Origin of the sequence: Roseomonas mucosa ATCC BAA-692 (genome assembly GCF_000622225.1) — a bacterium.
Classification (GTDB): domain Bacteria; phylum Pseudomonadota; class Alphaproteobacteria; order Acetobacterales; family Acetobacteraceae; genus Roseomonas; species Roseomonas mucosa.
In genome coordinates this window covers 1-21931 of record NZ_JHWD01000010.1, presented here as the reverse complement: position 1 = coordinate 21931, position 21931 = coordinate 1, and the positions used below count along the sequence as shown (strand labels likewise).

Genomic DNA, 21931 nt, shown 5'->3' with positions numbered 1-21931 from the left:
AAGCCGGGTCAGGCGGCGGTGGCTTCCGCCGCGTGGTTCGCGGATTCGATGGTCTCGCGCACCATCGGGTAGATTTCGGTGTTCCAGCGGCGCCCGTTGAAGACGCCGTAATGGCCGACGCCCTTCTGCACATGGTTGCGCTTCCGCTCCGCCGGCAGGCCGGAGCACAGGTCGAGCGCCGCCGCCGTCTGTCCCACGGAACAGATGTCGTCGCGCTCCGCCTCGATCGTCAGCACCGACATGTCCTGGATGAGGTCCGGCCGGACCAGGCGGCCGCCGACGGTGAGCTTGCCGAGCGGCAGGGCGTGGTCCTGGAACACGATCTTCACCGTCTCCAGGTAGAACTCCGCCGGCAGGTCCATCACCGCGAGATACTCGTCGTAGAACTTGCGGTGCGCCGCGGCCGCCTCCTCCTCGCCCGAGACGAGATGGCGGAACTGGTCGGCATAGGCCTTCACATGCCGGTCCATGTTCATGTTCAGGAAGGCGGTGAGCTGCAGCACGCCGGGATAGACGCGGCGCCCCGCCCCGGCGAAGCGCCAGGGGACGGTGGAGATCAGGTGCTGCTCGAACCAGGAGATGGGGCGGGAGGTCGCGAGCTCGTTCACGGAGGTCGGGTTGACGCGCGTGTCGATCGGCCCGGCCATCAGCGTCAGGCTGCGCGGCCGGGCGGGGTCGCGTTCCTCCGCCATCAGCGCGGCCGTGGCCAGCACCGGCACGGCCGGCTGGCAGACCGCCACCACATGCGCACCCGGTCCCATCGCCCGCAGGAAGCCGGCGATATGCGCCACGAAGCCGTCGAAGCCGAAGGAGCCCGCGCTGACGGGGACCTCGCGGGCATTGTGCCAGTCGGTGATATGCACGTCGTAGTCCGGCAGCATCGTCGCCGCCGTGCCACGCAACAGGGTGGCGAAGTGGCCGGACATGGGCGCCACCAGCAGGACCGGCGTCTGCTTCCGCTTCGTGTCCTTGCGGAAGCGCAGCAGGGTGCCGAAGGGCATGGCATGCACCGCTTCCTCGGTCACGGCGACGGTTTCGCCATCGACCTGGACCGAGGTGAAGCCGAAGGGCGGGCGCTCATGCGTCGTCCGGGCCGCGCCCAGGATGTCGAACATCGCCGCCCAGTGGCGCAGGGGGAAGACGCCCGGCATGGCCTCGTCGAACTGGCGGAGAAGCCGGCTGCTTCCGCGTGCGAAGCCCTGGAACGGCGCAAGGATATCCTGCTGCGCCTGATAGGCGTCATAGAACATGGTTCTGGCACTCTCCCTGCATTGCCGTGTCGTCAAGGACGGTCGCGGAACACGCTGCGGTTGCTTTTCTTGCCCGTGACTGTGATCCATCAAAGTGGACGAATGATGTACGCAATGAACGCACGCCGATATTGGGGGGATGCGTGGCGTGTATCAAAATATGGTACGCTCCCTGCCCCCGATGCAAGGGCTGGCATGGCAGCCCCATCGCCTCCATCATGGCTCGCCCCGCCCCTGCCCTTTCCTCCCCGGACCTTTCCCGCCTCACGGCGCGGGTCGCGCCACCCCGCCCGACGGGTTAAGCCGGTCTTCCGTCCAAGCCAGAAGCCGGTCCCCGAGTCCCATGCCGCTGCCAGCCGCCTTCCAGCCCCTGCGTCATCCGAACTTCCGGTTGCTGTGGACGGCGACGCTGTTCAGCAACATGGGCCTGTGGGTGCAGAACACGGGCGCCGGCTGGCTGATGACCATCCTGGACGGGCGCCCCGGCATGGTCGCCCTGGTGCAGACGGCGAGCCTGCTGCCCGTCTTCCTGCTGGCCATGCCGGCCGGGGCGCTGGCCGATATCCTCGACCGGCGGCGCTTCCTGATCGGGGCGCAGCTCTGGATGTGCTTTTCCGCCCTGCTGCTCTGCCTTCTGGCGGCTGTGGGGCTGATCGGCCCCTGGGGTTTGCTGGCGCTGACCTTCGCCCTGGGCATCGGCTCGGCCATCAACTTCCCGGCCTTTTCCGCCGTGACGCCGGAACTGGTGCCGCGTGCCGATCTGGCCCAAGCCATCGTGCTGAACGGCATCGGCTTCAACCTCGCCCGTGCCCTCGGCCCGGCGTTGGGCGGGCTGCTGATGGGCGTGGCGGGGCCGCAGGCGACCTTCGCCCTGAACGCCGCCTGCGTGCTGGTGCTGGTGGTGGCGCTGTTCCTGTGGCGGCGGCAGGCCCCGGCCGGGCGCCTGCCCAACGAGCACTTCCTGTCCGCCATGCGGACCGGCGTCCGCTTCGTGGTGGCGAGCCCGGCGCTGCGCGGCACCATCCTGCGCTCGCTGGTCACCTTCTTCGCCGGGGCGGCGATCTGGGGGCTGCTGCCGCTGCTGGTGCGGCGCCAGCTCGGCCTGGGGCCGGAGGCCTTCGGGCTGATGCTGGCGGCCATGGGCACCGGGGCGGTCTGCGCCGGCTTCCTGCTCCCGGCGCTGCGCAGCCGGATGAGCTTCTCCACCCTGGTGGTGCTGGGCACCGCCGCCATGGGCGTGGCGCTGGTGGTGCTGGGGCTGTCGCGCCACTGGCTGCCGGCCATCCTGGCCATGCTGGTCTATGGCGCCTGCTGGATCTCGGCGGCCAGCACCTTCGGCGCCTCGGCGCAGCTCTCGGCCCCATCCTGGGTGCGGGCGCGGGCGATGGGGCTCTATCAGGTGGCCACCTTCGGGGCGATGGCTGTGGGCTCCGTGCTGTCCGGCGCGGCGGGCGAGGCCTTCGGCATCCCCGCCACCCTGGCCGGCTTCGGCATCGGCGGCGCCCTCGGCGCCTGGGCGCTGCGGCGCCTGCCCATGGAGAACCCGCCGCCCCCGCCCCCGCCCGGCGCGGACATCCTGCACCCGGCGCCCGAGAGCCCCGATCCCGGCCTGGCGCCCGTCCTGGCGCGCGACGCGCTGCCGGTCATGGAGTCGGTCCGCTACCTCGTGCCCGAGGTGGACCGCGCCGAGTTCCTGGCTGCCATGCGCGAGGTCCGGGGCGTGCGGATGCGGGCCGGGGCGGTGAACTGGCGGCTCTATGAGGATGTCGCGCATCCGGAGCGCTTCGTGGAACTCTGGACCATGGAGTCGTGGACGGAGCACCTGCGGGAGGCCGGGCGCATGACCGATGCGGATGCCGCAATCCTGGCCCGCGCCGCCGCGCTGCACCGCGGCAGCGAGCCCGCCCTGGCGCAGCGCTTCCTCAGCCTGGAGCCCTGAAACCTTCATCCACGCCACGCGCTGGCGCGGTAGCGGAACGCCACGGCGTTCCGGATAAAGATCCACACGGACCACCTCAAGGAGTCGATTCCATGGCCAAGACTCAGAGCAAGGGTGACACGGGTTATTCGGGCACCCGCTGGCCGACCCGGAACAGCGTCGGCGAGAACGCCAAGAATGTCTCGCTCACCACGCTCCAGGCGCTGCTGACGGACTCGATCGATCTCTACAACGCCACCCGGCAGGCGCACTGGAACCTGAAGGGCACGAACTTCATCGGCCTGCACGAGATGCTGGAGAAGTTCTACAACGCTCTGAACGAGCAGTCCGATATGCTCGCCGAGCGCATGGTGCTGCTGGGCGGCGTGGCGAACGGCACGACGCAGAACCTTGCCAACACCACCCGCTTGCCGCCCTATCCGGCCGACCTGCTGGACAGCATCGGCCATGTGAAGGAGCTGGCGGACCGCTATGCCCAGGTCGGCAAGGCGCTGCGCGACGGCATCGACGAGACCGACGATGCGGGCGACGCCGATACGGCCGACCTGCTGACCGAGCTGTCCCGCGCCATCGACAAGAACCTGTGGATGCTGGAAGCCCACCTCCACGGCCACGGCACCTGATCCCGGCCGCCCGCCGGGGGCCTCCCCCCGGCGGCACGCGGCACCCGGATCGCGTTCCGGGATTCCCGAAGCCCCTCCCGCTGGTCTCTGGCCAGGGCGGAGGGGTTTTTCCTGTCCTTCCCTGTAACGGGCGGAAATCCGCCCATTCGTGTCCGCGAAACTTGCGGTTCCGGTCCGCACGGCCTATTTTCCCGGCGGGGGACCGGAACACAACATGAACGACTTGTTCGGCGGCCGCCCTCAGAAGGGGCCCGCAAACCAGAGCTATTCCGCGGCCGATATCGAGGTGCTGGAGGGGCTGGAGCCTGTCCGCAGGCGCCCGGGCATGTATATCGGCGGCACCGACGAGAACGCGCTGCACCACCTGGCGGCGGAGATTCTCGACAACTCCATGGACGAGGCGGTGGCCGGCCATGCCGACCGCATCGAGGTCACGCTGGAGCCCGGCAACCGGCTGACCGTCCGCGACAATGGCCGTGGCATCCCGGTCGATCCGCATCCGAAGTTCCCGAAGCTCTCGGCGCTGGAGGTGATCCTCACCACGCTGCATTCGGGCGGCAAGTTTTCTGGCAAGGCCTACGACACCTCGGGCGGCTTGCACGGCGTCGGCTCCTCGGTGGTGAACGCGCTGAGCGAGCGCATGGAGGTGGAGGTCGCCCGCGACCGCACCCTGTTCACCCAGGCCTATGAGCGCGGCAAGCCGGTCACGAAGCTGAAGAACGCCGGTCCGGTGCAGAACCGGCGGGGCACCACGATCCGGTTCACGCCGGACCAGGAGATCTTCGGCAAGCAGCTCTTCTCCCCCGCCCGCCTGTACCGGCTCTGCCGTTCCAAGGCCTATCTCTACAAGGGCGTGGAGATCCGCTGGTCCTGCGACCCGGAGCTGATCAGGGACGAGACCCCCGCCGCCGCCACGCTGCATTTCCCGGGCGGGCTGTCGGACTTCCTGGCCGCCGCCGTGGAGAACCGCGCCACGGTGGTCCCCGCCCCCTGGTCGGGCGAGGTCTCCTTTCCCGACGGCCAGGGCCGCGCGGAATGGGCGGTGACCTGGCTGGAGCAGGGGGACGGCTTCCTCAGCGCCTATGCCAACACCATCCCGACGCCGCTGGGCGGCACGCACGAGGCGGGGCTGCGCAACGCGCTGGTGAAGGGCCTGCGCGCCTATGGCGAGCTGAAGAAGGAGAAGCGGGCCGGCGGCGTCACCGCCGAGGACCTGTTCGGCGGGCTGGCCGGGATGCTCTCGGTCTTTGTCCGCGACCCGCAGTTCCAGGGCCAGACCAAGGACAAGCTGACCTCGCCGGAGGCGGCGAAGCTGGTCGAGGCCGGGCTGCGCGACCATTTCGACCACTGGCTGACCGGCGACACGCGCAACGCGGACAACCTCCTCGCCTGGGCGATCGAGCGGGCCGAGGAACGCCAGCGCCGCCGCGAGCAGAAGGACACGCCGCGCAAGTCGGCGACGCGCCGCCTGCGCCTGCCTGGCAAGCTGGCCGACTGCTCGCTGGAGAATGCCGCGGCGACCGAGCTGTTCCTGGTGGAGGGCGATTCGGCCGGCGGTTCCGCCAAGCAGGCCCGCGACCGCCAGACCCAGGCGGTGCTGCCCCTGCGCGGCAAGATCCTGAACGTCGCCTCGGCCTCCGCCGACAAGCTGCGCGGCAATCAGGAGCTGAAGGACCTGATCGAGGCGCTGGGCTGCGGCGCCGGCGAGCGCTTCGACATGAACCGCCTGCGCTATGGCCGCGTCGTCATCATGACGGATGCGGACGTGGACGGGGCGCATATCGCCGCGCTGCTGATGACCTTCTTCTACAAGGAGTTGCCGGAGCTGGTGCGCCAGGGCCGGGTCTTCCTGGCGCAGCCGCCGCTCTACCGCCTGCAATCCGGCGCCGTCTCGGTCTATGCCCGCGACGACGCGGACCTGGAGCGGGTGCGGAAGCGGAGCTTCAAGCCGAGCCAGAAGGTCGAGGTCAGCCGCTTCAAGGGCCTGGGCGAAATGCCGCCCATGTCGCTCAAGGAGACCACCATGGACCCGCGCAAGCGGACCCTGCTCAAGGTGGTCCTCCCCCCCGAGGAGCGCGCCCAGACCGCGGAACTGCTGGAGGCGCTGATGGGCCGCAAGCCGGAACTCCGCTTCCGCTTCATCCAGGAGAACGCCGCCAGGCTGGATGCCGAGGCGGTGGACGCCTGACGCATCCCCTTCCCGTGCGGCCTGCTCAGCCGAGCAGGCCGCGCAGGAGGAGATGGGCGCCGAGCAGCAGCAACCCACCGAAGAAGACCCGCCGGAAGACCGCCGGGCGCAGCCGCCCCTGCAGCCACTGGCCCAGCAGCATCCCCAGAAGGGCCGGCAGCAGCGCCAGGGCCGAGCCCGCCGCTCCCGCGCCGTCCAGCGCGCCGCCATCGGCCAGCACCGCCGCCAGCGCCAGGGTGGAAGTGGTGAAGGAAAGGCCGAGCGCCTGCATCAGAGCCAGGCGTTCGAGCGACAGGGCCTGGAGATAGGGCACCGCCGGCAGGACGAAGACACCGGTGGCGGCGGTGAGCAGCCCGGTGCAGAAGCCGGCGAGCGGGCCGAGCCATGCCTCCCACCGGGGCGGGACGGAGGGCAGGCGCAGCGGCGAGAGGCCGAACAGCGCATAGGCGACCAGCACGATCCCCAACGTCCCCTGCCCGATCCAGGCGGAGCCCCCTGTCAGCAGCCCGCGCCCGGACCAGCAGCCCAGCACGGTCGCCAGCAGCATCGGCCAGAGGCGGCGCAGCAGCCCCGGCAGGGCGCGCCCCGTCATCTGCCAGAAATTCGTCAGCAGCGAAGGCAGGATCACCAGCGTGGCGGCCTGGGCCGGGGCCATGAACAGGCTGAGCAGCCCCATTCCGACCGTGGGCAGGCCCAGCCCGGTCACACCCTTGGTGAATCCGGCCAGGAGGAAGACCGGCACCACGCCGGCAAGCAGGGAAAGGGAAAGGTCCATGGCGGGAGGCTGATCCGCGCGTCGCCTTCCCACAATGCGGGAATGCTTGAGGCAGGCTTCGTCCCAGGCGTAGGCAGGGGTCCATGCATTTCGACCTGACCGACCTGCGGCTCTTCGCGGCGATCGCCGAGACCGGCAGCATCACCGCGGGGGCGGAGCGGACCGGCCTGGCCCTGGCCTCGGCCAGTGCCCGCGTCCGGGGCATGGAGACGGCGCTCGGCGCGCCGCTGCTGGAACGCGGCCGGCGCGGCGTGCGCCCCACCCCGGCGGGCCAGACCCTGCTGCACCATGCGCGCCGCGTGCTGGAGGAGATGGAGCGGCTGCGGGGCGGGCTGCGCGACCATGCCCGGGGCGGCCTGCGCGGCCATGTCCGCCTGCTGTCCAACACCGCCGCCATCGAGGAGCACCTGCCCACGGCCCTGGCGGGCTGGCTGGCGGCCAATCCCGGCATCGACCTCGACCTGGAGGAACGCCCCAGCCAGGAGATCGCCGCCGCCATCGCCCAGGGCGTGGCGGAGGCGGGCATCCTGTCGGGGGAGGCGGGGACCGGAGGGCTGGAGGCCCATCCCTTCCGCACCGACCGGCTGGTGCTGCTGCTGCCGCAGGACCATGCGCTGGCAGGGCGATCCGCCCTGTGCTTCGCCGAGGTGCTGGGGGAGGATTTCGTCGGTCTGCCCGCCGCCAACGCCCTGTCGGCGCATCTGTCGCAGCAGGCGGCCCGTCTCGGCCGGGTGCCCCGCTTCCGGGTCCGGCTGCGCGCCGTCAACGCGCTCGCCCGCATGGTGGAGGCCGGGGTGGGCATCGCCGTGCTGCCGGAGGTCGTGGCGCGGCGCTGCCAGCGGGACATGGCGCTGGCGGTCACCCCGCTCGCCGATCCCTGGGCCCTGCGCCGGCTGGTGCTCTGCGTCCGGCGGCTGGATGCCCTGCCGGTCCATGCCCGGCGGCTGGTGGAGCACCTGATCGCCGGGGATCCGGCCGAGCCCCCCGCCCCGGGGGCGTGACGCCCCGGCGGTTCAGCCGCCGGCCAGCACCGTCACCTTCGGCCAGGTCGCGGCCAGCGCCTCGGCGGTGCTGAGGTTGGTCGCCATCGGCACGTCATGCACCGCCGCGATCCGCATCAGCGCCCGCACATCCGGCTCGTGCGGCTGCGCCCAGAGCGGGTCGATCAGGAAGATCAGCGCGTCCACCCGCTTCTCCGCGATGCGGGCGCCGATCTGGAGGTCGCCCCCCAGGGGGCCGCTCAGCACACGTTCCACCTTCAGCTCGGGGATGGCCTCCTTCAGCCTCTGGCCCGTGGTGCCGGTGGCCAGGATGCGGTGGCCGGAGAGCAGGGAGCGGTGCCGCTCCGCCCAGGCGATCAGCGCGTCCTTCTTGGTGTCATGCGCCACCAGGGCGAGGTCGAGGATGCTCATCGCCATGCGACTCCGATCGGGAACGGCCCGCATCATGCCGCAGCCCGGCGCCGGGCGTCAGCCCAGCAGCCAGTCCCGCATCAGCGCATTCACCACGGGCGGATTCTCCAGCGGCGGCAGGTGCCCGCTGCGCGGCACCCGGTGCAGGGCGGCGCCAGGAATGCCGGCCGCGATCTCCTCGGACAGGAAGGGCGGGGTCATGGCGTCCGCCTCCCCCACCGCCACCAGCACCGGCACCCTGATGGCGCCGAGGCCGGGACGGGAATCCGGGCGCCCCAGGATCGCCGTCTGCTGCCGCAGGAAACCCTCCCGCCCGACCGCCATCGCCATGTCGGTGACGAGCTGGCCCAGCTCGCCCCCGCCGCCTTCGTCCAGATGGTCGGGGTGCAGGATCTGCGGCATCAGGCGCGGCGTGACGCCCCGGAACCGGTCCGGCGCGCTGCCCCGGGTCAGCGACATCAGCCCGCGCCGTCGCCTTTCCTGCTCCGGCGCCTCCGCCCGCGCCGAGGTGTCGAAGAGGGCAAGGCGCAGCACGCGCTCCGGCGCCTGGCGCATGATCTCGAAGCACACGTAGCCGCCCATCGACAGGCCGGCGAGGGCGAAGCGTTCCGGCGCCGCGGCGAGCACCCGGGCGGCGATGGCCGCCATGCTGTCGTCGAGGCTGAGATCGGGCACCCGGCCTTCGGCGATACCGGCCAGCGCCGCCACCTGGTGGTGCCAGAGGCGGGCGTCGTTCAGCAGGCCGGGCAACAGGAGAAGGGGAATGCGCGTGCTCACGCCCCGGCGATAGGCGATGCCGGAATGCCCGTCCAGCGCCGAAAACCTTGCTTTCACGGGGCCATGCGCGCATATGCGGCGAAGCCTGGGCTGGGCGGGACCGTTTGCCGGTCCCTCGGCCTGTCCGCCACCGTGTTGGCGCGACACCCAAGCTGCAGAAGAGGATAGCCGCGGAAAGGCCGCGGCATAACATGCCTGGCGGTCCTCCGTCGGGCGCCGCAGGACCGATCAGATTTGAACGAGACGCGCAACGCTGCCGCGGCGGCGGACCACAGCGACAAGCCGGACGCCACCGGCCATGACCATGCCGGCCAGCCCGGCCCGATGATGCCCGACGGCACCACGCCGGAGCAGGAAGAGAGCACCCCCTTCGAGCCCGAGCGCCCCGGCGAGGGCAGCACCGAGGAAACGCCCGAGCAGTTCTACGAGAACGCCGTGGTGCCCAATCCGGATGTCCCGCCCGAGGGTGGCGCCACGCTGCCGGGCGAGACCGTGCCGGCGCGCGAGGGTGACGAGGTTCCGGGCGCTTCCGCCGCCGAGACCGGCCATTTCGCCGAGGAAGTGGCCGGGCCGCTGTCGGATGAGCCGGCCGCCGCCGCCGACGCCCCGGAAGCTGCCGCCCCCAAGGATGTCGCGCCGGAAGCCGAAACCGGGGCGCCAGCCGAATCCGGCCAGCCCGCGGCCGCGCCCGCCGCGGAGCCGGAAGAGCCCCTGCCGCCCTTCTCGGATCTCGGCCTGAGCGAGCCCCTTCTCCAGGGCATCGCCGAGGCCGGCTACGTCACCCCGACGCCGATCCAGGCCCAGGCCATTCCCGTGGTGCTGATGGGCCGCGACGTGCTCGGCGTGGCCCAGACCGGCACCGGCAAGACGGCCTCCTTCGTCCTGCCGATGATGGACATCCTGTCCGGCTCGCGCGCCAAGGCCCGCATGCCGCGCTCGCTGATCCTGGAGCCGACGCGCGAGCTGGCGCTCCAGGTCGCCGAGAACTTCGTGAAGTACGGCAAGCACCTGAAGCTGAACCACGCGCTGCTGATCGGCGGCGAGAGCATGGACGAGCAGAAGGCCATCCTGAACCAGGGCGTGGACGTGCTGATCGCCACGCCGGGCCGGCTGCTGGACCTGTTCGACCGTGGCCGCATCCTGCTCGCCGACTGCAAGATCCTCGTCATCGACGAGGCCGACCGGATGCTGGACATGGGCTTCATCCCCGATGTCGAGCGCATCGTCGGCATGCTTCCCCCCCTGCGCCAGACGCTGTTCTTCTCCGCCACCATGGCGCCGGAGATCCGCAAGCTCGCCGACGCCTTCCTGAGCAACCCGAAGGAGATCAAGGTTTCCCGCGCGGCCTCGGTGGCGACCACCATCGTCGCCGGCGTGGTGTTCTGCCGCACGATGGAGAAGCGCGAGGCGCTGCGCCGCCTGATCCGGCGGGAGCAGGTGAAGAACGCGCTGATCTTCTGCAACCGCAAGCGCGACGTGGACATCCTCTACAAGTCGCTCAAGAAGCACGGCTTCTCGGTCGGCTCCCTGCACGGGGACATGGACCAGTCCGCCCGCTTCGCCACGCTGAACAGCTTCAAGGCGGATGAGCTGCAGCTCCTCGTCTGCTCCGACGTGGCGGCGCGCGGCATCGACATCGGCGGGCTGTCGCATGTCTTCAACTTCGACGTGCCCTTCCATTCCGAGGACTATGTCCACCGCATCGGCCGCACCGGCCGCGCGGGCCGCGAGGGCCATGCCTATACCCTCGCCACGCCGGACGACGCCAAGCTGCTCCAGGCGGTGGAGAAGCTGACCGGCAACCCCATCCCCCGCATCGAGATCGACGGCGTCGATCCCGTCTCCGAGGAGGAGATGGAAGCCGCCGCCCGCAGCCCGCGCGGCGGACGCGGCCGGCGCGAGGAACCCGCCTCCCGCACCCGCTCCGTCCGCCCCGCCCCGGGCCGCCGGGAGGAAGGGCGCGCACCCCGTGAGGAGAAGGCCCCGCGCGAGGAGCGCGCCCCCCGGGAGGCCCGCCCGCCCCGCGAGGAGCGTGCGCCCCGCGAGGACCGGGCGCCCCGCGAGGACCGGGCCCCGCGCGCCGAGCGTCCGCGCCGCGAGACGGCACCGGAGGCGGCGCCCACCCGCCGCGAGAGCGCGGAGGCGGATCGCGAGAGCCGCTATGGCAACCGTGGCCGCCACGAGGACCGCTACCCCTCCCGCCGCGACCGCGACGACCTGGGCCCGCCGGTGCTGGGCTTCGGCGACAACGTGCCGGCCTTCATGCTGATCCCCATCCCCCGCCCACGCCGGGTGGAGGAAGCCGCGTCGCCGGAATCCGAGGCGGCCTGATCCCACGGCGCCGGTGCGCTCCCTGCCCCGTCCCGGGGGCATGGAGGCCCGGCGCCGCGTCTTCCGGAAGGGGCCTCCCTTGGGCGGTGACATCCTCGATATCGAGCGGACCATCCAGCTCGCGATCGCGCCCGCCTTCCCGCTGAGCGGCATCATGGCGGTGCCCAACATCCTGGCGACACGGCTTTCGCGGCCATCGTGCTGATGGGCTGGCTCACCACCCTGCATCTGGACGAAGCGTGAGCACGATCGAACTCGACATCACCGGCATGGGCTCGGGCGGGGACGGCGTCGCCACCCTGCCGGATGGGCAGGCCGCCTTCCTGCCCTTCACCCTGCCGGGCGAACGGGTCCTCGCCCGCATCGCAGGCAAGCGCGGCGAGGCCGTGCTGGCCGGGGCCGAGGCGGTCCTGCGCCCCAGCCCGGAGCGCGCCGTCCCGCCCTGCCGGTACTTCGGCACCTGCGGCGGCTGCGCCCTGCAGCATTGGGACGGCACGGCCTATCGCGCCTGGAAGGCCTCGCGGCTGGCCGAGGCGCTGGCCCGTGCCGGCTTTGCCGACACGCCCGTCGCCCCGCTCGCTCCCTGCCCGGCCGCGACGCGCCGCCGCGCCGACCTCGCCATCCGCCAGGGTGCGGACGGCATCCGCATCGGCTTCCACGAGCGTGCCGGCGCGCAGGTGGTGGACATGCGGGAATGCCACGTGCTCGACCCCGCAATCCTGGCGCTGCTGGAGCCGTTGCGCGGCCTCTTCGCCCGGCTGCGCGGCTTCCGGCGGGAAGCCTCGGCCCTGGTCAACCTGCTCGACACCGGGCCGGACCTGTTGCTGCGCACCGATGCGCCCCTGACCGCACAGGACCGGCAGGCCCTGGCCGCCTTCGGCGAGTCCCATGGCATCCCCCGCATCGCCTGGGCCCGCGACAAGGGCGCGCCGGAGATCGCGGCGCAGAGCGGCGGCGTCTCGCTGATGCTCGATGGTGTGGCGGTGCCCCCGGCGCCCGGCGCCTTCCTCCAGGCGACGCCGGAAGGCGAGGCCGCGATCGTCGCGGCCGTGCTGGCGGCCCTGCCGCGCAGGCTGCCCGCCAAGGCCCGGATCGCGGATCTCTACGCAGGGGTGGGCACGCTGTCCCTTCCCCTGGCCCGCCATGCCCGGGTGGACGCTTTCGAGGGCGAGGCCGAGGCGGTCGCGGCGCTCGCCGCCGGCGCCAACAAGGCCATGCGCCGTGTCCAGGCGAAGCGCCGCGACCTCGCCCGGCAGCCGCTGCTGCCGGCCGAGCTCGCCGCCTATGCCGCCGTGGTGCTGGACCCGCCCTATGCCGGCGCCGCCGAGCAGATCGGCATCATCGCCCGGAGCCGGGTCGAGCGGGTGATCTACGTCTCCTGCAACCCCGTCGCCCTGGCGCGCGACGCGGCGCTGCTGAAGCGCGGCGGCTGGCACGCCGTTTCCGCCGTGCCGGTGGACCAGTTCCTCTGGTCGCCGCACCTCGAATCGGTGGTGGCATTCGCCCGGGGCTGAGGGCATTTTGGCAGGCTGACCCCCGAGGTCCCCGCTCTCACCTCCAATTTCCCGGATTCCAATCCAAGTTGCACGCCGACCCTACCCCCCTCCACACGGACACGGAGCAGACCCTCCCCGCCAGCCACTTTCCCCTCGGCCAGGCCGCCACCGGCTTCGCGGCGCTGATCGCCGTGCTCGCCTGGCTCGGGCTCGGGCTGCAGTTCATATCGCTGCTGGAGCGGACGCAGTCCGTCGTCACGGCGCTCTGGGTCCTGCTCGGCTATTTCACCATCACCACCAACCTCGTGGTGGCCACGGTCTTCAGCGGCATCGCCCTGCGCCGCCCCGGCTTCGCCGCGCCCGGCCTGGTCGGGGGCACGACGCTGGCGATCATGCTGGTGGGCGTGGTCTATGCGCTGCTGCTGCGCGGCCATGTGCCGGTGCTGGACGACGATCTCGCGCGCACCGCCAACATGCTGATGCATGACGCCATTCCGGCCCTGGTGCCGCTCTTCTGGCTGCTGTTCATGCCCAAGGGGCGGCTGCGCGGGCACGATCCGCTGATCTGGGCGATCTACCCGCTGGTCTATCTCGCCTATGCCCTGCTGCGGGGCGAGCTCGGCGGCCGATACGCCTATCCCTTCATCGACGTGGCGACGATCGGCTGGGCACGGACCGGGCTCAACACACTGGTCATCTCGGCCGGCTTCCTGGCCGTCGCCTTCGCCCTGGTGCGGCTGGATACGCGCCTCGCCCCCGCCGGGAGGGATGCCGAGGCGGAGGATGAAGTGGCGGTCTGACAGCCGCCCCGGTCAGACGTGGAAGCTCTCGCCGCAGCCGCAGCGGCCCTTCTCGTTCGGATTCACGAAGGTGAAGCCGGCGGACATGGTCTTCACCTCGTAGTCCATGGTGGTGCCGATCAGGAACAGCGTCGCCTTGCGGTCCACCAGGATGGTGATGCCCTTGTCCGTCACCACCTCGTCGCCCGGCCCGGGCTCGTCCACCCAGTTCAGGTCATAGGCCATGCCGGAGCAGCCCTTGGTCTTCACCGCGATCCGCAGGTACTTGCCGTTCTCGCCGCTCTCGTAGAGGCGGCGCAGCCGCTCGGCGGCGGCGTCGGACAGCGACATCAGCGGCGGCAGGGACCGCTTCGGCCTGGACGTGGTCTCGGTCGTCGTGCTCATGGGGGGACAACCTCTCTCAATACATGTTCAGGGCGAGGCGGGCATCCTCGCTCATCCGCGACGGGTCCCAGGGCGGGTCCCAGACGACCTCGACCTCCACATCGCTCACATTCGGCACGGTGCGGACCGCTTCCTCGACCATCGTGGGCAGTTCCTGCGCCGAGGGGCAGGAAGGCGTGGTCAGCGTCATCTCGACCTTGACCGTGCCGTCCTCGCCGATCTCCACCGCGTAGATCAGCCCCATCTCGTAGATGTCGACGGGGATCTCCGGGTCGAAGACCGTCTTCAGCGCGTTCAGCACGGCGTCTTCCTGCACGCCCTCGGGCGCGGCCGGCGGCACCTCGCCATCGGGAGTCCAGACGCCATGGGAACCGGTGGCCGGCTGCGGCGCGGCGGAACCGGCATTCTCCTCCGTCACGGGGGATTCCTTGGCGGGCGTGTCACTCACTCGACGCCTCCTTCGCGCCCTCCAGGGCGGCATTCAGCGTGTGCCAGGCGAGCGTCGCGCATTTCACGCGGCTCGGATACTCGGCGACACCGCCCAGAACCTGGAGACGCTCCATCTCCTCGGCAAGGTCGGCGCCACAATCGGGGCAGGTGCCTGTCATCGCCAGTTCGCGGAACTTCGTGCCCAGCTCCTTCGCCTCGGCGGCGCTCTTGCCGCGCACCGTTTCCGTCATCAGCGAGGCACTGGCCATGGAGATGGCGCAGCCCTTGCCCTGGAAGGCGGCGTCGGCGATGTGGCCGTCCCCGTCCAGCTTGACCCAGAGCTCCATCCGGTCGCCGCAGAGCGGGTTGTCGCCCCGCGCGTGGCGGTCGGCATCCTCCAGCCGGCGGAAGTTCCGCGGCTTGCGCCCGTGGTCCAGGATGACCTCCTGGTAGAGGTCGCGAAGATCGTCGAACATCAGTGCACTCCCCGGCCCCGCAGGGCAGAGCGGCCGGGCCCGGGACAGCCTGCCCCGGAACCGGGCCTCACGCGAAGAACTCCCGGGCCTTGGTCACGGCCTCGGCGAGATAATCCACCTCCTCATGCGTCGTGTAGAGGCCGAAGGAGGCGCGGCAGGTGCTCTCCACCCCGAAGCGGGCGTGCAGCGGTTCCGCGCAATGCCGCCCGGAGCGCACGCAGATCCCGGCCCGGTCCAGCAGCGTCGCGAGGTCGTGCGAATGGGCATTGTCCAGGGAGAAGGCGAAGACCCCGCCCCGGTCCTGCGCCCGGCCCAGCAGGGTCACGCCGTCGATATTCCCCAGACGCTTCATCGCATGGTCCACCAGGGAGCGCTCATGGGCCTCGATCGCCTCCATGCCGATCGCCTCGACATAGTCGATGGCGGCGTGCAGCCCGATCGCCTCGATGATCGGCGGCGTGCCGGCCTCGAAGCGCAGCGGCGGCCCGGCGAAGAGCGAGCGCTCCAGCGTCACCTCGGTGATCATGTCGCCGCCGCCCAGGAAGGGCGGCATCTGCTCCAGCACCTCCATCCGGCCGTAGAGGATGCCCAGCCCGGTGGGGCCGTAGAGCTTGTGCGCGGTGAAGACGTAGAAGTCGCAGCCCAGCGCCTGCACGTCCACCTTGCGGTGAACCGCGCCCTGCGAGCCGTCGAACATCACCCGCGCACCATGGGCATGGGCAAGGTCCACGATCCGCCGCGCCGGCACCACCGTGCCCAGCACGTTGGACATATGGGCGATGGAGACCAGCCCGACCTTCCCGTCGGCGAGCTTCGCCTCCAGGTCGGCCATGTCCAGCTCGCCCGCATCGGTGACGCGGCAGATGCGCAGCTCCACCCCATGCGCGTCCCGCAGCATCTGCCAGGGGACGAGGTTGGCGTGGTGCTCCATCTCGCTCACCAGCACCGCCTGCCCCGGCTTCAGCACGCCGCGCCCGAAGGAATGGGCGACGAGGTTGATGGCCTGGGTGGAGCCGGTACCGGTCAGCACGATCTCGCGCTCGTCGGCGGCGTTCAGGAAGCGCGCCGCGGCGCGGCGGGCGGCCTCGTAGGCCTCGGTCGCCTGCTCGCTGAGGTGATAGGCGCCGCGATGCACATTGGCATAGGCGGTCTCCATCATCTCCTTCATCGCCTCGATCACGGCGCGCGGCTTCTGGGCCGAGGCGCCGCTGTCGAGGAAGACCAGCGGCTTGCCGCGATGCGTGGTGGAAAGGATCGGGAAATCCTTCCGCACCCGCGCCACGTCGAAACCGGCGGAAGCAACCGAACCGTCCATGGCCTTTACGCCGCCTCCCCCTCGCCCGGCGTGCCGATGCCGTGGCGCGTCCACCAGATGGCGATCGCCTCCTCCAGCGCGGCCTTCGCCGTCTCGGAGGACACGATCTCGATCGCCTCCTCCAGGAAGGCGCGGACCAGCATCGCCCGCGCCGCATCGGCCGGGATGCCGCGGGAGCGCATGTAGAAGAGCTGCTCCTCGTCCAGCGCGCCGACCGTGGCGCCGTGCGAGCACTTCACGTCGTCGGCATAGATCTCCAGCTGCGGCTTGCTGTCCATCTCCGCCTGCTCGGACAGAAGCAGCGCCTGGTTCATCTGGTAGCCGTCGGTCTTCTGCGCCGCCTGCCGCACCAGGATCTTGCCCTGGAACACGCCGCGCGAACGCCCGGCCAGCACGGTCTTCACCGTCTGGCGGCTGGGGCAGTCCGGCGCCGCATGGTCGATGGCGGTGGTGATGTCCGCCACCTGCCCATCGGCCGCGAGCTGTGCGCCGTTCAGGTGCGCCTCCGCCCTCGGCCCGTCCAGCCGCAGCCGGATCTCGGACCGCGCCACGCGCCCGCCGGCGTTCAGCGCGAAGCCGTCATAGACCCCGCGCGCCGCGACATGGACGTTGACATGGGCGAGGTGGAAGGCATCCACCGGCTCGCGCTGGGCACGGACATGCACGATGCGCGCGTCCTCCGCCACGGCGATGTCGAAGACCGGGTTGTGGAGGTGCTGGCTGCCCTCCGGCCCCATCGCCGTTTCCAGCAGCATCAGCGAGGCACCGCGCGCCAGGCGGATGACGTGGCGCGGGTGATAGGCCATGGCCACCGGGCCGGTCGCCACGGTCAGCAGCTCCAGCTCCCCGCCCCCGGCACCTTCCGGCAGGTCGAGGAACAGGCCGTCCTCGAAGAGCATGGCGTTCAGCGCCTCGGCCGGGCGCAGCGCGTCCACCTCGCCCAGCAGTCCGGCGGCCGCCACCAGATGCTCGCTCAGCGGGGCCGCGTAGGGCGGCAGCTCCGACAGCTCGGGCTGGAAGCGGCCGTCCAGGAAGACGGCGCGGTATTCGCAGCGCTTCGCCGGCAGGGGGGGGCCGCTTTCCACCGAAAGCAGCGGCTCGCGGAACTCCGCCCGGCTGACCGCGGTGATGTCCGTGTAGCGCCAGGCCTCGACGCGGCGCGTCGGCAGGCCGGTGGTGCGCAGGATCTCCGCCGCCGCCTCGCGCAGCGCGTGGATGGCGGGGATGTTGCGGCCCGGCAGGCGGTCACGCAGCCCCTCGTAGCGGGCGAGGAAGCTGGTGCCGCCGGGCGTGTTGGCGGGGAGCGCGGTCACGCGGCCTCCTCGATCACCGTGGCATAGCCCTCGGCTTCCAGGCGATGCGCCAGCTCCGGCCCGCCGGAGGCGATGATCCGGCCATTGGCCAGCACATGCACCCGGTCCGGCACGATGTAGTCCAGCAGCCGCTGGTAGTGGGTGATCACCAGCGCCGAGAAATCCGGCCCGCGCTGGGCGTTCACGCCCTCGGCCACGATCTTCAGCGCGTCGATATCCAGGCCGGAATCCGTCTCGTCCAGGATGGCGAGCTTCGGCTGCAGCAGGGCCATCTGCAGCACCTCGTTGCGCTTCTTCTCGCCGCCGGAGAAGCCGACATTGACGCCGCGCTTCAGCATGTCCTCGGGCATGGACAGCTTCTTCATCCGGTCCCGCGCCAGCTTCAGGAACTGCATCGCGTCCAGCTCGCTCTCGCCGCGCGAGCGGCGCAGCGCGTTCAGCGCGGTGCGGAGGAAATTGGCATTGCCCACGCCGGGCAGCTCCACCGGGTACTGGAAGGCCAGGAACAGCCCCGCCGCGGCGCGCTCCTCAGGCTCCATCTCCAGGATGTCCTGTCCCTCGAACGCCGCCGTGCCGCTCGTCACCTCGTATCCCTCGCGCCCCGAGAGCACATAGGACAGGGTGGACTTGCCCGAACCGTTCGGGCCCATGATGGCATGCACCTCGCCCGTCGGCACCTCCAGGTCGATCCCGCGCAGGATCTCCTTGCCGTCGATCTCGGCCCGCAGCCCTTCAATCTTCAACATCGCTCTTATCCCATCCGGCGCCGGCGCGGCACACGCAGGTGCGCCACGGCCGGGCCTGTTCCTCTCTTGCCCCGAACGGGCGGATGCCTCAGCCCACCGAGCCTTCGAGGCTGATCGCCAGCAGCTTCTGCGCCTCGACGGCGAATTCCATCGGCAGCTCCTTCAGCACCTCGCGGCAGAAGCCGTTCACGATGAGGCCCACCGCCTCCTCCTGGTTCAGCCCGCGCTGGCGGCAGTAGAAGAGCTGGTCCTCGGCGATGCGCGAGGTCGTCGCCTCGTGCTCCACCTTGGCCGAGATGCAGCGGTTCTCGATATACGGCACGGTGTGCGCGCCGCACTGGTCGCCGATCAGCAGGCTGTCGCACTGCGTGAAGTTGCGGGCGTTCTTCGCCTTCGGGCTGATCTTCACCAGGCCGCGATAGGTGTTCTGCCCCTGCCCGGCGCTGATGCCCTTGCTCACGATGGTGGACTTCGTGTTGGCGCCCAGATGGATCATCTTGGTGCCGGTATCGGCCTGCTGCCAGTTGTTGGTGATGGCGACCGAGTAGAACTCGCCCACGCTGTCGTCGCCCTGCAGGATGCAGGACGGGTACTTCCAGGTGATGGCCGAGCCCGTCTCCACCTGCGTCCAGCTCACCTTGGAGCGCTTGCCGCGGCAGGCGGCCCGCTTGGTGACGAAGTTGTAGATGCCGCCCTTGCCGTTCTCGTCGCCCGGATACCAGTTCTGCACCGTGGAGTACTTGATGGTGGCGTCGTCATGCGCCACCAGCTCCACCACCGCGGCATGGAGCTGGTTCTCGTCGCGCTGCGGCGCCGTGCAGCCCTCCAGGTAGGAGACCGTCGCGCCCTCGTCGGCGATGATCAGGGTCCGCTCGAACTGGCCCGTGCTCTTGGCGTTGATGCGGAAATAGGTGGACAGGTCCATCGGGCAGCGCACGCCCTTGGGGATGTAGACGAAGGACCCGTCGGTGAAGACCGCCGAGTTCAGCGCCGCGAAGAAGTTGTCCCCCGCCGGCACCACCGTCCCCAGGTACTGCCGCACCAGCTCCGGATGCTCGCGCACCGCCTCGGAGATGGAGCAGAAGATGATCCCGTCCTTCTCCAGCCGCGCCTTGTAGGTGGTGGCCACGGACACGCTGTCGAAGACCGCGTCCACCGCCACCGGCACGCGCCCGTCGTCCCGCTCCGCATCGGCCGGCATCTCGCCCGCGCCCTCGACGCCCGCCAGGATCGCCTGCTCCTTCAGCGGGATGCCCAGCTTGGCATAGGTCTTCAGCAGCTCCGGATCGACCTCGTCCAGCGACTTCGGCGCGGCCTTCTGCTTCGGCGCGGCGTAGTAGTAGGCGTCCTGGTAGTCGATCGGCGGGTACTTCACCGCGGGCCAGCGCGGCTCCTCCATCTTCTTCCAGGCGGCGAAGGCCTTGAGGCGCCAGTCGAGCAGCCATTCCGGCTCACCCTTCCGGGCGGAAATGAAGCGGACGATATCCTCGTTCAGCCCCTTGGGGGCCATGTCCATCTCGATATCCGTCTCGAAGCCCCACTTGTAGGTGGAGTGGGTGACGGACTGGACAGCGTCGATCGTCTCGGAGACGGCGGGCATCTCGTTGTCCTCGCTCTTTCAGCTACTGCGCGGCGGCGGGCACCGGCAAAGCGGCGCGGCCATGCGATTGACAGGGATTGGCCGTCAGGTCGGCCAGGGACACCGAAGCCAGGGCGTCGCGGATCGCGTCGTTCACCGGGTTCCAGCGCCCACGCACGGGGCAGAGCGCCTCGGCGTCGCAACTGTTGACGGAGGCGTCCACGCAGGCGGTCAGCGCGATCGGCCCATCCATGGCGACCACCACCTCGGCCAGGGAGATACGTGACAGGGGCCGTGCCAGGCGGTACCCACCGCGCGAGCCGCGCACCCCTTCCACGAGGCCCGCATGGCCCAGGGTCTTGAGTACCTTGGACACCGTCGGCTCGCCCAGGCCGGTGCCGGCGGCGAGCTCCGGGGCCGTGCGCAACCCGCCCTCCTGGCCCAGCCGGGCCAGCACGGCGATGGCGTAATCCGTCAGTTTCGACAACCGCAGCACGGCAGGACCTCCGGCAGGGAGCGGAATACTGGACCTCTGGGGTCCGGTATGGCCCAGATGCGAGCCGGACTGCCGTTTGTCAAGCACGCGCAATGGTTTGAGAGACGTTCGCAATTCGCCGGACGGCCGGAAAGGACCCGCCATGCGCGCCCGACGCCGCATTTCCTTCCCGCCATGCCGGTGCCAAGCTGGACCCATGATCGTCCAGGACAGAACCGGCCCCGAACGCAACAAGGCCGCCGCCGCGCGCCCCGCCGATGCCGCCTCCCTCATCCTCTGGCGGCAGTCCCGGCAGGGGGTGGAAGTACTGATGGGCCTGCGCAGCCGTGCCCACCGCTTCATGCCCGGCGTGCTGGTCTTCCCGGGCGGCAGGCTGGACCCGGCGGACCGGCGAACCCCCGCCCTCACCCCCCTCGCCGCCCCGACCCGGCAGGCCCTGGAACGCCGCGCCACGCCCCGCACCGCCCATGGCCTGGCCATCGCCGCGGCGCGGGAACTGCGGGAGGAAACCGGCCTCCTCCTGGGCGAGGCCACGCCGGACGGCACGCTGCGCCCGGACCTCGCACCGCTCGGCTATCTCTGCCGGGCCGTCACGCCCCCCACCATGCCGATCCGCTTCAACGCGCGCTTCCTGCTCGCCCCCGCCGAGGCGGTGCGCGGCAGTCTCGCCGGCTCCGGTGAGCTGGAGGAGCTCGGCTGGTATCCGGTGGAAGGCAGCCCCGGCCATGCCCTGGCCCCCATCACCGCCTGCGTGCTGCGGGAGTTCCGCGCCCTCCTCGCCCTGCCGCCCGGGGCACGGGACGACCGGCCGCTCTTCCGCTTCGCCGGCTTCGACAACCGGCTGCCGGAACGCACCGGGTCCAGGCGGTGATCATCGCGGAATAGGATTTTATTCTTGCAACCCTGAATTGCATCCGGTAACCTCCCCGTGAGAAAGATGGAGGCCCGGAATGCCGGTGATCACGGAGAAAGAGCTGCGCGCCGCCATGCGTGACCCGCGCTACACCCAGTCTGGCCACCCCGAGAGCCGCGCCTTCCGCACCTGGGTCGGCGAGGGCTGGCGCCAGATCGTCGCCGCCAACGAGGCAGGCCGGGGCGACGGGCGGCGCAGCCAGGTTCGGGTCCGCCCTACCAGCGCCAGCGCAACGGCCATGCCGAACAGGTCAGCGGCTACACCCAGTCCCGCGCCTCCGGCCGGGGCGAGGCGGCCCATGCCCCCAGCCCCGCCAACGATCCCCAACCCGCCGCCCCGGCAGCGCCCGCCAACGGCAACCAGCCGGAAAAGCGGGTGGTGATCTTCGTGGGCGGGGCGGGGGATAAGAGCGCCTAACAGAACCGCCTAATCTGGCCGAGGCAGACGAGGGCGCAGGCGAGTGTGGTGAAGGCGAGGTGGATGTCGGCGCGGCGCTCGTAGCGGATGGTCAGGCGTCGGTAGCGGGCGAGCCAGGCGAAGGTACGCTCCACCACCCAGCGGTGTCGTCCGAGGCGGGCGCTGCTCTCGATGCCACGGCGTGCGATGCGCGGGGTGATGCCACGGGCGCGGCACTCCCGGCGGCAGCGACGGTGGTCGTAGGCCTTATCGGCGTGGAGTTTGCCCGGCCT

Annotated in this window: 22 protein-coding genes; 9 read left to right on the top strand and 13 right to left on the bottom strand. The window is 70.9% G+C overall.

The genetic code is table 11. The annotated features are described in order from the left end of the window. Positions 1 to 8 precede the first annotated feature (8 nt). Positions 9 to 1250, bottom strand: coding sequence for a polyhydroxyalkanoate depolymerase (locus BT98_RS0111960; RefSeq protein ID WP_019462708.1), 1242 nt, complete (start codon positions 1248 to 1250; stop codon positions 9 to 11). Between the two features lie 343 nt (positions 1251 to 1593). On the opposite strand from BT98_RS0111960, the gene BT98_RS0111955 reads away from it, so the two are divergent. The 3 genes from BT98_RS0111955 (at position 1594) to parE (ending at position 6000) form a co-directional block, all read left to right on the top strand. Further along, positions 1594 to 3189, top strand: coding sequence for an MFS transporter (locus tag BT98_RS0111955; protein WP_019462707.1), 1596 nt, complete (start codon positions 1594 to 1596; stop codon positions 3187 to 3189). 92 nt (positions 3190 to 3281) lie between these two features. Beyond that, positions 3282 to 3812: a DNA starvation/stationary phase protection protein Dps gene (gene dps, locus BT98_RS0111950; RefSeq protein WP_019462706.1), complete on the top strand. Its 531-nt coding sequence runs from the start codon at positions 3282 to 3284 to the stop codon at positions 3810 to 3812. A 214-nt stretch (positions 3813 to 4026) separates the two neighbouring features. Further along, the gene (gene parE, locus BT98_RS0111945; protein ID WP_019462705.1) at positions 4027 to 6000 is read left to right on the top strand and encodes a DNA topoisomerase IV subunit B; all 1974 of its coding nucleotides are present in this window, start codon (positions 4027 to 4029) and stop codon (positions 5998 to 6000) included. Positions 6001 to 6025: 25 nt separating this feature from the next. Here parE and BT98_RS0111940 read toward each other — a convergent pair whose 3' ends face one another. Beyond that, on the bottom strand, positions 6026 to 6775 hold the full coding sequence (locus BT98_RS0111940) for a sulfite exporter TauE/SafE family protein (RefSeq protein ID WP_019462704.1): 750 nt from the start codon (positions 6773 to 6775) through the stop codon (positions 6026 to 6028). Between the two features lie 83 nt (positions 6776 to 6858). Between BT98_RS0111940 and BT98_RS0111935 the strand changes: the two genes are divergently transcribed. Next, positions 6859 to 7776 (top strand): LysR family transcriptional regulator, encoded by a 918-nt coding sequence (locus BT98_RS0111935; RefSeq protein WP_019462703.1) that lies wholly within the window; start codon positions 6859 to 6861, stop codon positions 7774 to 7776. A gap of 12 nt (positions 7777 to 7788) precedes the next feature. Here BT98_RS0111935 and BT98_RS0111930 read toward each other — a convergent pair whose 3' ends face one another. Together BT98_RS0111930 and BT98_RS0111925 are read right to left on the bottom strand one after the other, a co-directional pair. Further along, entirely contained in the window at positions 7789 to 8187 is a 399-nt protein-coding gene (locus tag BT98_RS0111930; protein ID WP_037250698.1) for a methylglyoxal synthase, read from the bottom strand. Positions 8188 to 8244: 57 nt separating this feature from the next. Further along, positions 8245 to 9021, bottom strand: coding sequence for an alpha/beta fold hydrolase (locus tag BT98_RS0111925; RefSeq protein ID WP_019462701.1), 777 nt, complete (start codon positions 9019 to 9021; stop codon positions 8245 to 8247). A 177-nt stretch (positions 9022 to 9198) separates the two neighbouring features. Between BT98_RS0111925 and BT98_RS0111920 the strand changes: the two genes are divergently transcribed. From BT98_RS0111920 to BT98_RS0111905, 4 genes are all read left to right on the top strand, one after another. Further along, on the top strand, positions 9199 to 11295 hold the full coding sequence (locus BT98_RS0111920) for a DEAD/DEAH box helicase (RefSeq protein WP_019462700.1): 2097 nt from the start codon (positions 9199 to 9201) through the stop codon (positions 11293 to 11295). Positions 11296 to 11374: 79 nt separating this feature from the next. Beyond that, the gene (locus BT98_RS28420; RefSeq protein WP_019462699.1) at positions 11375 to 11500 is read left to right on the top strand and encodes a hypothetical protein; all 126 of its coding nucleotides are present in this window, start codon (positions 11375 to 11377) and stop codon (positions 11498 to 11500) included. A gap of 34 nt (positions 11501 to 11534) precedes the next feature. Continuing rightward, complete coding sequence (locus tag BT98_RS0111910) at positions 11535 to 12809, top strand: class I SAM-dependent RNA methyltransferase (RefSeq protein ID WP_019462698.1); 1275 nt, start codon at positions 11535 to 11537, stop codon at positions 12807 to 12809. A gap of 68 nt (positions 12810 to 12877) precedes the next feature. Beyond that, positions 12878 to 13591 (top strand): Pr6Pr family membrane protein, encoded by a 714-nt coding sequence (locus tag BT98_RS0111905; RefSeq protein ID WP_019462697.1) that lies wholly within the window; start codon positions 12878 to 12880, stop codon positions 13589 to 13591. A 12-nt stretch (positions 13592 to 13603) separates the two neighbouring features. On the opposite strand, the gene BT98_RS0111900 is transcribed toward BT98_RS0111905, so the two are convergent. The 8 genes from BT98_RS0111900 to BT98_RS0111865 all read right to left on the bottom strand — a co-directional run bounded on the left by BT98_RS0111900 (position 13604) and on the right by BT98_RS0111865 (position 20329). Then, entirely contained in the window at positions 13604 to 13975 is a 372-nt protein-coding gene (locus tag BT98_RS0111900) for a HesB/IscA family protein (protein WP_019462696.1), read from the bottom strand. Positions 13976 to 13991: 16 nt separating this feature from the next. Next, positions 13992 to 14393 (bottom strand): SUF system Fe-S cluster assembly protein, encoded by a 402-nt coding sequence (locus tag BT98_RS0111895; protein ID WP_019462695.1) that lies wholly within the window; start codon positions 14391 to 14393, stop codon positions 13992 to 13994. 22 nt (positions 14394 to 14415) lie between these two features. Further along, on the bottom strand, positions 14416 to 14880 hold the full coding sequence (gene sufU, locus BT98_RS0111890) for a Fe-S cluster assembly sulfur transfer protein SufU (RefSeq protein ID WP_019462694.1): 465 nt from the start codon (positions 14878 to 14880) through the stop codon (positions 14416 to 14418). A gap of 67 nt (positions 14881 to 14947) precedes the next feature. After that, positions 14948 to 16195, bottom strand: coding sequence for an aminotransferase class V-fold PLP-dependent enzyme (locus tag BT98_RS0111885; protein WP_019462693.1), 1248 nt, complete (start codon positions 16193 to 16195; stop codon positions 14948 to 14950). Between the two features lie 5 nt (positions 16196 to 16200). Further along, positions 16201 to 17508 (bottom strand): Fe-S cluster assembly protein SufD, encoded by a 1308-nt coding sequence (gene sufD / locus BT98_RS0111880; RefSeq protein ID WP_019462692.1) that lies wholly within the window; start codon positions 17506 to 17508, stop codon positions 16201 to 16203. After that, positions 17505 to 18254, bottom strand: a complete 750-nt coding sequence (gene sufC / locus BT98_RS0111875; protein WP_019462691.1) for a Fe-S cluster assembly ATPase SufC — start codon at positions 18252 to 18254, stop codon at positions 17505 to 17507. Before sufC ends, sufD begins: the two co-directional genes overlap by 4 nt. Positions 18255 to 18342: 88 nt before the next feature. After that, positions 18343 to 19854 (bottom strand): Fe-S cluster assembly protein SufB, encoded by a 1512-nt coding sequence (gene sufB, locus BT98_RS0111870; RefSeq protein WP_027297225.1) that lies wholly within the window; start codon positions 19852 to 19854, stop codon positions 18343 to 18345. Positions 19855 to 19876: 22 nt separating this feature from the next. Continuing rightward, positions 19877 to 20329, bottom strand: a complete 453-nt coding sequence (locus BT98_RS0111865) for an SUF system Fe-S cluster assembly regulator (protein WP_026033487.1) — start codon at positions 20327 to 20329, stop codon at positions 19877 to 19879. Positions 20330 to 20525: 196 nt separating this feature from the next. Between BT98_RS0111865 and BT98_RS26140 the strand changes: the two genes are divergently transcribed. Continuing rightward, positions 20526 to 21200, top strand: coding sequence for an NUDIX hydrolase (locus BT98_RS26140; protein WP_019462688.1), 675 nt, complete (start codon positions 20526 to 20528; stop codon positions 21198 to 21200). 455 nt (positions 21201 to 21655) lie between these two features. On the opposite strand, the gene BT98_RS0111855 is transcribed toward BT98_RS26140, so the two are convergent. After that, positions 21656 to 21931: transposase (locus tag BT98_RS0111855; protein WP_027297224.1), on the bottom strand; the 276-nt coding region annotated here is incomplete at its 5' end.

Bases quoted from the DNA above. Each gene is read 5' to 3' on its own strand.
- BT98_RS0111960 (WP_019462708.1), bottom strand. From the start codon at position 1,250: ATGTTCTATGACGCCTATCAGGCGCAGCAGGATATCCTTGCGCCGTTC.
- BT98_RS0111955 (WP_019462707.1), top strand. From the start codon at position 1,594: ATGCCGCTGCCAGCCGCCTTCCAGCCCCTGCGTCATCCGAACTTCCGG.
- dps (WP_019462706.1), top strand. From the start codon at position 3,282: ATGGCCAAGACTCAGAGCAAGGGTGACACGGGTTATTCGGGCACCCGC.
- parE (WP_019462705.1), top strand. From the start codon at position 4,027: ATGAACGACTTGTTCGGCGGCCGCCCTCAGAAGGGGCCCGCAAACCAG.
- BT98_RS0111940 (WP_019462704.1), bottom strand. From the start codon at position 6,775: ATGGACCTTTCCCTTTCCCTGCTTGCCGGCGTGGTGCCGGTCTTCCTC.
- BT98_RS0111935 (WP_019462703.1), top strand. From the start codon at position 6,859: ATGCATTTCGACCTGACCGACCTGCGGCTCTTCGCGGCGATCGCCGAG.
- BT98_RS0111930 (WP_037250698.1), bottom strand. From the start codon at position 8,187: ATGAGCATCCTCGACCTCGCCCTGGTGGCGCATGACACCAAGAAGGAC.
- BT98_RS0111900 (WP_019462696.1), bottom strand. From the start codon at position 13,975: ATGAGCACGACGACCGAGACCACGTCCAGGCCGAAGCGGTCCCTGCCG.
- sufU (WP_019462694.1), bottom strand. From the start codon at position 14,880: ATGTTCGACGATCTTCGCGACCTCTACCAGGAGGTCATCCTGGACCAC.
- BT98_RS0111885 (WP_019462693.1), bottom strand. From the start codon at position 16,195: ATGGACGGTTCGGTTGCTTCCGCCGGTTTCGACGTGGCGCGGGTGCGG.
- sufC (WP_019462691.1), bottom strand. From the start codon at position 18,254: ATGTTGAAGATTGAAGGGCTGCGGGCCGAGATCGACGGCAAGGAGATC.
- sufB (WP_027297225.1), bottom strand. From the start codon at position 19,854: ATGCCCGCCGTCTCCGAGACGATCGACGCTGTCCAGTCCGTCACCCAC.
- BT98_RS26140 (WP_019462688.1), top strand. From the start codon at position 20,526: ATGATCGTCCAGGACAGAACCGGCCCCGAACGCAACAAGGCCGCCGCC.